Annotated in this window: 11 protein-coding genes, 1 tRNA gene and 1 pseudogene; 9 read left to right on the top strand and 4 right to left on the bottom strand. The window is 62.5% G+C overall.

Translation table 11 applies throughout. The features are described from left to right. Positions 1-33: 33 nt before the first annotated feature. Complete coding sequence (locus G9X68_RS00975; RefSeq protein WP_171600916.1) at positions 34-348, bottom strand: DUF1236 domain-containing protein; 315 nt, start codon at positions 346-348, stop codon at positions 34-36. 322 nt (positions 349-670) lie between these two features. Between G9X68_RS00975 and bcsN the strand changes: the two are divergent. From bcsN to G9X68_RS00940, 7 genes and pseudogenes are all read left to right on the top strand, one after another. Then, positions 671-1,651: pseudogene (gene bcsN, locus G9X68_RS00970) on the top strand (cellulose biosynthesis protein BcsN). 59 nt (positions 1,652-1,710) lie between these two features. After that, on the top strand, positions 1,711-3,903 hold the full coding sequence (gene bcsA, locus G9X68_RS00965; RefSeq protein WP_171600915.1) for a UDP-forming cellulose synthase catalytic subunit: 2,193 nt from the start codon (positions 1,711-1,713) through the stop codon (positions 3,901-3,903). Beyond that, positions 3,900-6,356: a cellulose biosynthesis cyclic di-GMP-binding regulatory protein BcsB gene (locus G9X68_RS00960; protein WP_171600914.1), complete on the top strand. Its 2,457-nt coding sequence runs from the start codon at positions 3,900-3,902 to the stop codon at positions 6,354-6,356. Before bcsA ends, G9X68_RS00960 begins: the two co-directional genes overlap by 4 nt. After that, a complete protein-coding gene (locus tag G9X68_RS00955) occupies positions 6,353-7,399 on the top strand; it encodes a family 8 glycosyl hydrolase (RefSeq protein WP_171600913.1) in 1,047 nt (348 codons plus the stop codon). The genes G9X68_RS00960 and G9X68_RS00955 overlap by 4 nt, the downstream gene beginning before the upstream one ends. Further along, complete coding sequence (locus tag G9X68_RS00950) at positions 7,396-9,765, top strand: cellulose synthase (protein WP_342355309.1); 2,370 nt, start codon at positions 7,396-7,398, stop codon at positions 9,763-9,765. Before G9X68_RS00955 ends, G9X68_RS00950 begins: the two co-directional genes overlap by 4 nt. Positions 9,766-9,841: 76 nt before the next feature. Further along, the gene (locus G9X68_RS00945) at positions 9,842-10,510 is read left to right on the top strand and encodes an HAD-IA family hydrolase (protein ID WP_171600912.1); all 669 of its coding nucleotides are present in this window, start codon (positions 9,842-9,844) and stop codon (positions 10,508-10,510) included. 98 nt (positions 10,511-10,608) lie between these two features. Further along, a tRNA-Pro gene (locus tag G9X68_RS00940) sits at positions 10,609-10,685 on the top strand. A gap of 184 nt (positions 10,686-10,869) precedes the next feature. Here the strand turns inward: G9X68_RS00940 and G9X68_RS00935 are convergent. Continuing rightward, positions 10,870-11,502, bottom strand: a complete 633-nt coding sequence (locus tag G9X68_RS00935) for a class I SAM-dependent methyltransferase (RefSeq protein WP_168316304.1) — start codon at positions 11,500-11,502, stop codon at positions 10,870-10,872. A 555-nt stretch (positions 11,503-12,057) separates the two neighbouring features. Here G9X68_RS00935 and G9X68_RS00930 point away from each other — a divergent pair. Then, a complete protein-coding gene (locus G9X68_RS00930) occupies positions 12,058-12,279 on the top strand; it encodes a hypothetical protein (protein WP_171600911.1) in 222 nt (73 codons plus the stop codon). A 5-nt stretch (positions 12,280-12,284) separates the two neighbouring features. Here the strand turns inward: G9X68_RS00930 and G9X68_RS00925 are convergent, their stop codons facing one another. Further along, on the bottom strand, positions 12,285-12,518 hold the full coding sequence (locus G9X68_RS00925) for a DUF982 domain-containing protein (protein WP_017990989.1): 234 nt from the start codon (positions 12,516-12,518) through the stop codon (positions 12,285-12,287). Positions 12,519-12,711: 193 nt separating this feature from the next. Between G9X68_RS00925 and G9X68_RS00920 the strand changes: the two genes are divergently transcribed. Next, positions 12,712-12,927: a hypothetical protein gene (locus tag G9X68_RS00920; RefSeq protein WP_003574001.1), complete on the top strand. Its 216-nt coding sequence runs from the start codon at positions 12,712-12,714 to the stop codon at positions 12,925-12,927. A 3-nt stretch (positions 12,928-12,930) separates the two neighbouring features. Here the strand turns inward: G9X68_RS00920 and G9X68_RS00915 are convergent, their stop codons facing one another. Beyond that, positions 12,931-13,080 carry a hypothetical protein gene (locus G9X68_RS00915; protein WP_168316305.1) on the bottom strand — a complete coding sequence of 50 codons (150 nt, stop codon included), beginning with the start codon at positions 13,078-13,080 and terminating at the stop codon, positions 12,931-12,933. Between the last annotated feature and the right edge of the window lie 37 nt (positions 13,081-13,117).

Below are 13,117 nucleotides of genomic sequence, written 5' to 3'. Positions count from 1 at the left end.
ATTGCCGCCGCACGTCCACAGTTCAAGATCGCATTATTCCAGGACCTGGATGATGCGGTGCGTCTTCGGCTCGACGATCACGCGCCGCTCGTTGACGACGGTGTAGCCGTAGCCGTCGATATTGGGCACGGTATGCACTTCGACGGTATCGGGAAGCGTCGCGCCGACCGCGATATCGCCTTCATAGACGACGGACGGCGTGGTTTGCTCCATCACATAGGTGCGCACCTCACCAGGTAATACGACGGAGCCCGTCGGTGCGGGATCGGTAACGATGACGGTGCTCTGCGCGAAGGCGGCTGAGCTAATGGTCAGCATGGCGGCCGCAGCCAGCATGATCTTGCGCATGGGATGTTCTCCTTTTCTATCAGACATCAAGGCAACGCTGGCCATGCGGCATAGTTCCCCGCGGGCTTTCGCCACAGCGGAAGACAGGCGCAATGAGAGAAATTAAGTTGTTACTAAATTAATTTCTGCATCATACGGTTGAGCCGCCTGAACAGCGTTCGAAAAGAGTCCAGATGGTGATGTTGGAGCTCGCTTGTTTACTTTTCGCTAACCATGTTGGACGTTTATTCTGAACGGACGACCAACCGGTCGTTGATTCGACGATCCGTCGCGTTTCGGCTTGCGAACGGATCTCTAGAAGACGATTGCGGCGGCTCGAGACATGCGCTTGCGGAAGACGATATTGTTGGTGGTCGTAGCAGGCGTGATGGCCGGCTGCACATCGACGGGCGGTGTGCGCCAGCCCTCCGGGCCGGAAACCGTGGCGCCTGAAAAGGCGCTGGTCCTGCCGCCGCCGGGCGGCCCGTCGATCGTCAGCGTTGTCGAGCGCAAGCGTGGAAACGGCGTCGAGCAGACGATCTCGCTGTTTACCTCATCCTCCGTGCCCGGTCAGAATTTTCTGAAGGTCCAGTTCTTCGGCGCTTCCGGGGCCAATCCCGGCGCCGGTAATGCGGGCTTCAGCATGATCAACGAGAGCGGCATTGCCCGCGAGGTGGCGCGTTCGGCCCCCAGCGTGCCGATGGCGACGTCGGCGACCTTCCTGCAGAACGCCTATGGCCCCTTCGGCTACGCCTCCGGCCGCAGCCGTGCCGGCGACACCTGTGTCTATGCCTGGCAGCAGATCCGCTCGAGCACGGCTGCCAATACCCAGGCGCGCAATTTCGGCATGATCCAGCTGCGCCTGCGCCTTTGCGATGCGAGAGCGAGCGAGCGCCAGCTCCTCGGCATCGTCTATGGCTATACCGTCACCGGCATCTTCGACGGCGAGGTCTGGAACCCTTACGGCAATCCGCCGCCTGCCGATGGTGCGCTCGGACGCACCGGCGCGCCGATCTATCCCGACGAGGGCGGTTAACGCGCCAGCCCTATGCCGATCGGCTATGAGCCGGCGCCCGCGATTGTCAGCCGGCCGCGGGCAACGCCTGTTCGCAGGGCCTCGACCTCACAACCGGCTCAAGGCGCAGCACCCATGCCCGCGCCCATCGGCCCGCGCGTACCGCTGCCGGGCGAGGCGCCACAGACGAGTGCAAAGCCGGATGCGGCGCCCGCGCCGAACGAACAATCGGTAAGGGCGATCGGCGTCACCGTGCCTTCGCCGGACTGCATAGGCGACTCGGCCATGACGGCCGCCTGCCGACGATAATGAGCATGTCCGTGGGCGCCAGATGGTGCCCCCGGTTGAGCAATTTCGAAGGAACGTCGATGCGCAAAGCCCGCAGTGTCATCATATGGGCCGTGGTTTCGCTCTGCATGATCGTGCTGATCACGCTGCCGGTCAACCTGCAGACCCAGCTCATCACCAGCATCACGGTCGTGACTGTGATGGCGGTGATCAAGATCCTGAAGGGCGAGGGGACGTGGCGCCTGGTGGCACTCGCCTTCGGCACGTCGATCGTGCTGCGTTATGTTTACTGGCGCACCACCAACACGCTGCCGCCTCTGAATCAGTTGGAAAACTTCATTCCCGGCCTACTGCTCTATCTGGCCGAAATGTATAGCGTCGCGATGCTGGCGCTCAGCCTGTTCATCGTTGCTACACCGCTGCCGTCGCGCCCCTCGCGTGCTGCCAATCCCGGGCGCCTTCCTCATGTCGACGTCTTCGTGCCATCCTACAATGAGGATGCCGGCCTGCTCGGAAACACGCTGGCCGCCGCCAAGGCCATGGATTATCCGGCCGAGAAGCTGCATGTCTGGCTGCTCGACGACGGCGGCACCTTGCAGAAGCGCAACTCCGGCAAGCTGCTCGAAGCCCAGGCGGCGGCCGCCCGCCATATCGAGCTGAAGCAGCTCTGCGACGATCTCGACGTCAATTACCTTACGCGCGACCGCAACGAGCATGCCAAGGCCGGCAACCTCAACAACGGCATGAAACATTCGACCGGCGAACTCATCGCCGTCTTCGATGCCGACCACGCACCGGCCCGCGATTTCTTGCTCGAGACCGTCGGTTATTTCGAAGATGACCCGAAGCTTTTCCTCGTCCAGACGCCGCACTTCTTCATCAATCCCGACCCGCTGGAGCGTAACCTGCGCACCTTCGACAAGATGCCGAGCGAGAACGAAATGTTCTACGGCATCATCCAGCGCGGCCTGGATAAATGGAACGCCGCCTTCTTCTGCGGCTCGGCCGCGGTTTTGAGCCGCAAGGCGCTTGAATCCCAGAACGGCTTTTCCGGCATCAGCATCACCGAGGATTGCGAGACGGCGCTGGCGCTGCACGGCAGCGGCTGGAACAGCATCTATGTCGACAAGCCGCTGATCGCCGGCCTGCAGCCGGCCACCTTCGCAAGCTTCATCGGCCAGCGCAGCCGCTGGGCGCAGGGCATGATGCAGATCCTGCGCTTCCGCTTCCCGCTTCTGAAGCGCGGCCTGACGATCCCGCAGCGCCTCTGCTACATGTCCTCCACGCTTTTCTGGCTCTTCCCGTTCCCGCGCACGATCTTCCTGTTTGCGCCGCTCTTCTATTTGTTCTTCGACCTGGAAATCTTCACCGCCTCCGGCGGCGAGTTCCTTGCCTATACGCTGGCCTATATGCTCGTGAACCTGATGATGCAGAACTACCTCTACGGGTCGTTCCGCTGGCCCTGGATTTCCGAGCTCTACGAATATGTCCAGACCGTGCATCTGCTGCCGGCTGTCGTCTCCGTCATGCTCAATCCGCGCAAGCCGACCTTCAAGGTCACCGCCAAGGACGAATCGATCGCCGTCAGCCGCCTGTCGGAGATCAGCCGTCCGTTCTTCGTCATTTTCGCGGTGCAGATCATCGCGCTCGTCATCACCATCTACAGGATCTACGCCGAGCCCTATAAGGCCGACGTCACGCTCGTCGTCGGCGGCTGGAACGCCATCAACCTGATCATGGCCGGCTGCGCGCTCGGCGTCGTCTCGGAGCGCGGCGAACGCGCCTTGTCCCGCCGCGTCCGCGTCAACCGGCGCTGTGAATTCGGCGCCAACGGCAAATGGTACGCGGCCTCGATCGAGGACGTCTCCGTCCATGGCGCAAGGCTTCACATCTTCAACAAGCATCTCGACGAGATGCTGGTCGGCGCCGTCGGCGAAATCCGTTTCCGGCCCTATAGCGGCGCGGATCTGGAAACGCTGCCGCTCATCGTCCGCAATATCGAGCCGTCGGGCGACATCTCCAATGTCGGCTGCCAATATGTGCCGAAAAGCGCGCTCGACCATCGCCTGATCGCCGACCTGATGTTTGCCAATTCCGGCCAGTGGACTGAGTTCCAGGCCGCGCGCCGCCGCAATCCGGGCCTGATCCGCGGCACTATCTGGTTCCTCGGCTTGTCGCTCTATCAGACCAGCCGCGGCCTCATTTACTTCTTCCGCAGCATGCGGCCGGAGCGGGAGGCCCAGCAGCAGGCGGCAAAGGTCAACGCCGGATGAGAAGGATCGTTGCCGCCTCGCTTCTTCTGCTGCATGCCTCCGCCTTCGCCCAGGCGCAGACGGCACCCTTCGACATGTCCGGCGAGCGGCCGCCCGGGGCATCCGTTACCCCGAGATTGACGCCGCCCACGCCGTCGCCAGCTCCTGCGCCGGCTCCCGTCACGCCTCCGGTTTCCGTCATACCCGCACCTGCAACTCCGGCCGCTCCAGCACCCGTTCCTCCGGCGATCGCCGTCCAGTCGCAGCCGACGGCGCTAGCGCTCCAACCGGGCGCGGCGGCAAATACCGCCGCGCCGCCGCGCTCCGGCGATGTCCGCCGCTATGTCGTGCCCTTTTCGAAACTGGGTCTCGGCGGTGAATATGATCGCCGGTCATGGTCGGTCTATCTGACGCCGGAGCAGGCGGCGGCCAAGGCGAGCTTCACCTTCGCATACCAGAATGCGATCGTCGTCGCACCTGAGGCCTCGTCGCTGATCGTCTATCTCAACAACCGCCCGATCGGCCAACAGCGCGTCGGTTCGCCGGATGGCCCGTCGGCCGTCACCTTCGAGGTCCCGCCCGGTCTGCTGCAGCCCGGCGCCAATCTCGTCACCTTTGAAGCCGCCCAGCGCCACCGCACCGATTGCAGCATTCAGTCCACCTATGAATTGTGGTCGAATATCGATCCGTCCGGAACCTATCTGAATTTCGCCGGCACCGACGCCGCACTACTGGCGGGCGCCGATGCCATCCGTGCCATCGGCGTCGATGGCGCCGGCAAGACCGAGTTCGATATCGTCGTCCCGGCGCTGGAGCAGCCGGGAACCACCAGGCCGCTGCTTCGGCTGGCGCAGGGCCTGTCGGTGCTGAGCAGCATGCCGAACCAGATCTTTGCCTTCAGCGCCACTTCGCTTCCGGCTGCCGGGCCTGGTAAGCTCAGCGTGCTCGTTGGTACCGCGGCGGAACTGCGGCCGATCTTTCCCGGCCTGCCGCCCGGCGCCGAAAGTGCGGCACTCGCCACTTTCGTCTCCGATCCGCGCAGCGGCTCGCCGGTGCTTCTGATCAGCGGGCCCACCTGGCAGGCGGTCTCCTCGGCGATCGATACCATCGTCTCGCCGACGGACAGGTCCTCGAATGTCCGCCGCGACGTGCTGACCACCGAGCGCTGGAGCGCGCCGAACGCGCCGCTGGTCTTTTCCGATACGGACATCGCCCTGTCGCAGCTCGGCGTGAAGACCACCGAATTCTCCGGCCGGCGGTTGCGGACCAGCTTCCATATCGCCGTGCCGGCTGACTTTTATGCCAATGCCTATGGCGAGGCGAAGGTGCTGCTTGACGCGGCCTATACCGATAACGTGCTGCCCGGCAGCCACATCGATATCTACGTCAACGACAACATCGCCTCCACCGTGCCGATCACCACGACATCGGGCGGCATTCTCCGTCATCTGCCGATCCGCGTGACGATGCGGCACTTCAAGCCCGGTCTCAATTCGGTGGCGATCGAGGCGATCCTGATGACCAAGGACGATGCGGCTTGCGCGCCGGGCGCGACCGCCGGCGCCACCCCGCGCTTTGCCCTGTTCGATACCTCTGAGCTGCATATCCCGGATTTCGCCCGCGTCGGTCAGCGTCCGAATCTGGCGGCCATGGCCGGCACCGCCTATCCCTATGGTCGGGCCACGGAACCGACACCGCTCTTCATCGACCGCATCGACGCCGACACACTTTCGGCCGCCGCAACCCTGCTTGGTCAGATGGCGATCACCGCCGGCCATCCGATCGCCGTCGAATCCGTCGCCTCGCCGAATATGATCGGCGATCGCGATGCCATCTTCATCGGCTCCATCTCGCAGATGCCGGCAACGGCACTGTCGCAGACCAATATCTCCACGGCGAGCCAGGCCTCGTGGCGTCCCGTGACGGACGCGCAGGCTGCTGTCGTCGATACCGGTACGGCCTTCGAGGAGTGGAATTCCAAGGTCAGCGGCGGTGTGTTGCGCAGCCGCGTCACGGCCTTTCGCGAGTGGCTGTCGCGCAATTTCGACATCTCCCGCAGTTCGCTGCAGTTCGTGCCCGGCGCCGAGGAGATCTTTACGCCACCCAACGCCGCCACGCTGCTGGTTGCCCAGGGCTCCAGCCCTGCGGGAATGGGCTCATGGACGGTGGTAACGGCGCCGTCGGCGAAGGATTTGCGTGAAGGGCTCGAGGTTCTAACCGCGCAGCTGAACTGGCCGCAGATATCGGGCCACATCACCACCTATTCGGGCAAGACGGGCAAGATCGAGGCGGTGCCCGTCACCCGTTTCGATTTTGTGCCGTCCATGCCCTGGTCGATCGCCAACTACCGCCTGATCGCCGCCAACTGGCTATCCACGAACATCCTCTCCTATGCCTTCCTGCTGGTCCTCTTCGTGCTGCTGATCGGCGTCACGACGTCAAGCATGCTCAAAAGGCTGGGCCGGTCGAAATGAGGCGGTGGCGCGCGCTCCTGCTGGCGGCAATGGTCGCGCTTGCCCCGACGGGCGAGCCCGCGGTCGCGCAGCAGGCGATGATCAATGCCGGCGCATGGTCGGCCTACAAGGCGAAGTTTCTCGATGCGACCGGGCGCATCGTCGATAACGGCAACGGCAATATCAGCCACAGCGAAGGGCAGGGCTATGGCCTGCTGCTCGCCTATCTCGCAGCAAGCCCGGCCGATTTCGAGCAGATCTGGTATTTTACCCGCACCGAACTGCTGCTGCGCGACGACGGCCTGGCCGTCTGGAAATGGGATCCGAACGTCAAGCCGCACGTCGCCGATACCAACAATGCCACCGATGGCGACATGTTGATCGCCTATGCTCTGGCGCTTGCCGGTACGGCGTGGAAACGCGACGACTATATCCTCGCCGCCTCCCGCATGGCGCAGGCTCTGCTTGCCGAAACCGTCGCCAGCTCGGAGGGCCGCACCTTGCTGTTGCCGGGGACCGAAGGTTTTACCGGCAGCGACCGTGACGACGGTCCCGTCGTCAACCCGTCCTACTGGATCTACGAGGCGATCCCGGTGATGGCTGCGCTCGCTCCGTCGGATGCCTGGAAAAAACTCTCGGATGACGGCGTGGAGCTGTTGAACAGGATGCAGTTCGGCCCGCGCAAGCTTCCTGCCGAATGGGTGAGCCTGCATGATAAGCCACGGCCGGCAAAGGGGTTCGACGCCGAGTTCGGCTATAACGCCATCCGCATCCCGCTCTATCTCGCGCGTGGCGGCATCACCGACAAGGCGCTGCTCGTCCGCCTGCAAAAGGGGATGTCGCAAGACGGCGTTCCCGCCACCATCGATCTGACCACCGGCCGGCCGAAGACCGTCCTGTCGGACCCCGGTTATCGAATTGTTAACGATGTTGTGGCCTGTGTTGTCGATGGGACCAAGCTGCCGAGCTCGGCCCTGCAATTTGCGCCCGCGCTCTATTATCCGTCTACCCTTCAGCTGCTGGGGCTGGCCTATATCGGGGAGAAGCATCCGGAGTGTCTGTGAAGTCTTCTCTCGTGGCAGTTTCAGCGGCAGTGGTGGTGGCGACCCTCGTCACCGGACTGAAGGACCGCGCCGCTCTGCAGGAAAGGTTCGGCCTTGGGTCTGCCGGCAAGCCGGCGCCGGAACTGATGATGATGGGCCGCATCAAGCCGACCGAGGCTCCCGCCGGCAATTCCGAATTCAATGCGCAGCTCGTCGCCGATAAGATCGAGGCAATCACCTCCTCGCCGCCGTCGGCACCGGATACACCCGAGCCGGATGCCGCAGCACAGCAGCCTGCGGCACCTCCGCCTGTGGCATCGCAACCTGCGGCACCGCAGACGGCCGCCCAGCCGGCGCCGGTCACACCGCCCATCGTTTCAGAGCCGCCGGCTCCGCAGCAGGCGGCCGCGCCGCCGCCCGCCGTCGATGAAAGTGCGCTTCGTTATTTCGCCAGCCGCGGCGACAAGCTGCGCTTGCAGGCCGAAATCTCCCGCCTTCAGGCGCTCTACCCCAACTGGGTTCCACCAGCCGATCCGCTCGCCGTGCCGCAGAATGGCGACAAGCAGCTCGAGGCCATGTGGCAGCTCTATTCCGATGGCCGCTATGCGGAGCTGCGCAAGGCGATCGCCGACCGCCAGGCAGCCGATGCCGGATGGCAGCCGCCGGCCGATCTGCTCGACCGGCTCGACGTCGCCGAGGCCCGCGCCCGCCTCGTCAATGCTTCGGACCTCAAGCAATATGCGACGGTAGTCGATACCGCTGCCGCAACGCCGAGCCTGCTCACCTGCAGCGAGATCGATATTCTCTGGCGCGTCGCCGAAGCCTTCATCCGGACGGAGAGGGTGCAGCGCGGCCAGGACGCCTATACCTATATCCTGAAGAACTGCACCAATCCCGCCGAGCGGCAGGCGACGGTCGAAAAGGCCTCGACGCTGCTTTCCTACCAACCCATGCAGGCGCTGCTCGCGCTGGAGAAGCCTGCCGCCGACGGCAGCAGGGAATTCGATGCGATCCGTGATAACCTCGCCCGGCGCTTCATGGCCGAAGGCAATGACGATCCGAATCTCGCCATCGCGCCCGATTACGTCGCCCACCTCGAAAAGCTCGCCGGGACGGAGGGGCTTGCCTCCGATGCGCTGCTGCTCGGCTGGTATCAGCTTCGCCGAAACAACGATGCCAATGCCGAAAAATGGTTCCGCGCCGCCCGCGCCAAGCAAGATTCGGCGGCCGCTTCGCAGGGGCTGGCGCTGGCGCTGATCGCCCGCAAGGCGCCTGAGGAAGCCGAAGAGGTGATGTTCCGCTGGCGCGCCGATTCCGATGACGCGACATCAACCTATCTCGCCGCTACTGCCAACCTGATGGCGTTGCAGCCGCCGGCCGATCTGGCCGAAGACGTGCTGCACCGCATCGCCACCGAGGTCATCGCCCGCAAATCCGTGCCGACAGCGCAGCAATTCGGCTGGTATGCCCGCTCCCTCAACCAGTTCCAGACCGCCGCGCGCTGGTTCGAGACGGCGCTTGCCTGGAAACCCGATGACGAACCGTCCGCCTATGGCCTTGTCATCACTCGCGACCAATTGAGCGACCGCAAGGGCGTGCTCGACCTCCAGCGCGCCTGGGCCGGCCGGTCGACCCGGATCACCAATCTCGAAGACACGTCCTCCCTGACGCCAAACGTCGTCACGCCGCCGCCGGCGAAGGGGGCGCTTGTCGCACAGCAACCGGCTCAACCGACGCAGCGTCCCCCGGCCGAGCCGCTTCCGGCAGAGCGTCGGGTGACCCTGCAACCGGTTTCGGAAGTGGTCGTTCGTGCGGCGAGACCGGCGATGGACACGGTGACCGTCCCGCGCGGTCCACGCCAGACGCGCGGCTGCTCGACGACGATCGATGCGGGGCAGCTTAAGCCGGCCGACGCGCTGTCGCGCGGCTGGTGCCTGATGGATATCAACCGGCCGATGGAGGCGATCTCGGCCTTCGAGGCCGCATTGCAGAGCCCGTCCCGCAAGGTCCGTGAAGACGCAGCCTACGGCCAGAGCCTTGCCTATCTGCGCGCCGGTCTCTCCGGCAATGCCGCCGTCGCGGCCACCAAGGCGCCGCAGAACCGCCAGCGCGCCGCCGAGCTTCAGGTAGCAATCCTCGCCGACCGTGCGCTTTCAGCCTTCGACGCCGGGCGTTACCGCGAAACCCTCATCTATCTCGATCAGCGTGCCCAGCTGCAGCAGGAGCGCATCGACCTGATGGTTCTGCGCGGCTACAGCTACCTCAATCTCAAAATGTACGGCGATGCTACCCGTATCTTCGAAGCCGCTGCCGCCACCGGCAGCCGCGACGCCGCCCGCGGTCTTGCCGACGTCCGTAACGTCACCCATCCAGACACCAACAACTGACGTTGACGCCGCTTCCGCTCTCCGCTACTCGCCTGCGCAAAGGCCGCCTCGGCCTCATGCTTGCAAGGAAAAGCCCGTGCCCGCTCTCCATGACATCCTCGACAGATCCTATGACGCCTTCCTTTTCGACATGGACGGAACGCTGCTGAATTCCATTGCTGTCGTCGAACGCGTCTGGAGTGAATGGGCAATACGCCACGGCTTCGAGCCGGAGGTCTTCCTGAAGACGATCCACGGCATCCGCGCCTCCGATGTGATCCGCGGGCTTGGCCTGCCTGGCGTCGATCCGGCCCATGAGGCGGATCTGCTGCTCGCCGAGGAGATGGAGGATGTCTCCGGCATCGTCGAGATCCCGGGCGCCGTGCGCTTCCTCGGCGCCATCGCCGATGGCAGATGGGCAATCGTCACCTCGGCGCCGATCGAGCTCGCCAGGCGCCGCATGGCGGCGGCCGGCATCCCGATGCCGAAGGTCATCGTCAGCGGCCAAGAGGTCAAATCAGGCAAGCCCAGCCCCGAAGGCTATCTGCTCGGCGCAAGCCGTCTCGGCGTCGATCCGAAAAAATGCCTGGTCTTCGAAGATGCGGTCGCCGGCATCCTCGCCGGCGAGGCCGCCGGCGCCGACGTCACCGTCATCACCGAAACCCACGCCACGCCTTTCGAAACACCACATTTTTCGATCGCCAACTACCAGGCATGGCAGCCCCGCCAAACAGCCGAAGGCCGGTTGACGCTCGCCGCGATCTGACCATTCGGGCAAACCGACTCCTTTTTGTTGAAGGCAAGGTTTTTCCGCTTGCATTGCACGCGCTGAAAAACTAAACGAAGCAAGCCGTTTCGGCAGGTCGGGGCGTAGCGCAGCCCGGTAGCGCACTTGACTGGGGGTCAAGGGGTCGCTGGTTCGAGTCCAGTCGCCCCGACCATTTTTCCCCTTGAAATCCCAGTCAGAATGTCACTTTCTTCGTCCCGCTAGCGGCGGAAAACGGAACGAGACATAAGCAGAAATGCTGAAGCGGGAGCCGAACGTCCCGAACGAAATGCCATTTGTTCATGTTGCCGGCGAGCTATAGCGCCGCCATTGCAAAGGGTGGTGGCCTTCGACCGCCTTCAGTGTGGTTTCTGAGCGATCGCGATCATCGATTTCGCCAACAGTGGAATCCTCCCGACATATTCGAAGTCGACGTCTTCGAAGCCTGTTTCGACGAGCAGCGTGCTGAGCGTTTCGGGAGACCAGAATTTGATATGGCCATGGTCCTTGAGCGGCATGAAATGGTCATCCATCTTTCCACTGACGGCCAACGCCAGATTTTTCCAGTAACCGTGAAAAGGCGTCGAGACGACCGCGATGCCGCCGGGCCTCACCAGATCATAAATGGTGGCCGAAAAAGCCTTGGGATCATAAACATGTTCCACCACCTCAAGACTTATCACCGCATCGAAGGTCCCGTACCGGCTGGAAAGATCCTCGTAGCCGGAACCGATTTCCAGCGGAAGATCGGGGTGGGCCGTTCTCGCTTTGGCGATGCCGTCCTTCGAGGGATCGACACCGACGACGTCATATCCTTTTGCCGCAAGCACGGCTGCAGCACCGCCGGTGCCACAACCGAGATCGAAGACTGCAGTTTCGTTTGCCTCCTGGAAACTGTTATCGAGAACATCGACAACGGCCGGCAAAATATAGGAATGGGCGGTTGCCGGTTTGGCGTGTACATAGGTAGTAGCGTCCAGTTCGATAGACATTTTACCTCCTGAAAACATGAAGAAGTGAGCCGCCAATGGTACGGCGGACTTTGACGGGAGTGTGGTGTCGTTGTGGTATTAAGGTGATTAACGCCGAAGGCGTCCGCGGCGACTAAGCGTCACCGCCGATTGGCTGCACCGATTGCGCGAGACATCCTCCGGCACGCCCGACGCTCGCCCAATGCCGGATCCCGAAGCTGATTGACGAAGCTGATTGACAGGGGTGCCCTGAAGATGCTGAAAACGGGCCGCGTTCAGGCTTGCTGCGTTCTCGTGGTTCAACGGGCCCCTGCATCGGCTCCTGCCGCTTTGACCATTTAAACTAAATAACGCGATGAAATACCCTTTGAAGGTGTATCGCAAATAAATCATTTAGTTCTTTTTGGTACTACCTCAATTGGGAGGGGCGGTATTTGTTGCCTTTTGTTAAGGTTATACGCAGTTTGGAAGTTAATAACCCTATTTTGAATTTGAAAAAAACCTGAAGCCTCTTCGCATTCTCGTGAATATGTGTAGATTAACATTGTCCTTGTCCCAGATAGCCTGGTCGAGCGCATGGCGGATATGAAGCACAATCTAACTTGCAGGCAAAGCCTCGCCAGCGCGTTCCAGGCTCTGTCGGACGAGGCCGTCAAAGCCGGCTGGTCGGAAGGCGATGTCGCCCTCGCGCTTGCTGAACTCGCCGAGGAGCGGGTGATCGAGGTTACCGCCAAGGTGATCATGGAAGGCTCCGTCCATCCTCAGCTCATCGCTGCCGGCGGTGGACGCAACGGCTAACGATCTTACACCAGCAACCCCGCCGTTTTCGCTGCCGTGATGAAGGAAGCCTGTGCTGCGCGCGGGCTGCGCAGTCCGTCGAGCGCATCCAGGCAATGCTGGCGCGCAACGCGATAATCGCGCCCGCGCTTGCTCGGCCACCGCTTCAGATATTCGACGGCCTCCCAGACGGTGGAAACGATCAGGCTGCTGTTTGGAGAAACCACCCGGACGGGGGAGGGAAAGCGTTTTTCACTCACATCTGCACTCACTGATACCTGCTACCAAACGCGCCCGGAACGCGCGGGATAAAATTTTGTTCCATAATTTTGTTCCATAGAAATTTGCGTAGTTGCTAAAGTTCAGACCCTCGCGCATAATGACTTTATGGTCGGTTGCGGAGGGCGGCCGGCGATGCAAGCGTGAATGCGTTTGCCCTCGGAGGATTGGGGCATGATGTTACGGTCATCAATTCATCCGCATGATTTACCGCTATTTTCGGAAGATCTCGATCTGCTTTCGCAAGTGCTCGACAAGGTCTGCGACGAACGCGGCCTCGCCAGGACGACGCCGGAGGCCGAGCGGATCGGTGCGGTCATCATTCAGCTCTACAGACAGGGCGTGAAGGACGGCGGCAAACTTGCCGACCTTGCAAAAACCTATCTTTAACGATCAGTTCTGCTCGATCGAGACACCGTTCTTACCGATGCTCATCTCGATGCCTTGCGGCTTGCTTTCCTCGTGGAAGACATAGGCGCCGAGGCCGATGACGGCGACGACAAGAACGCCGATGATGACGTATAGACCATTGCTGCGGTTCAAGACACTGCCCCCAATATATCATGGGACAGCGAAACGC

The sequence above is a fragment of the Rhizobium changzhiense genome (assembly GCF_013087625.1).
Classification (GTDB): domain Bacteria; phylum Pseudomonadota; class Alphaproteobacteria; order Rhizobiales; family Rhizobiaceae; genus Rhizobium; species Rhizobium sophorae.
The sequence above is the reverse complement of the archived record's forward strand: the minus strand, read 5'-3'. Positions and strand labels throughout refer to the sequence as shown.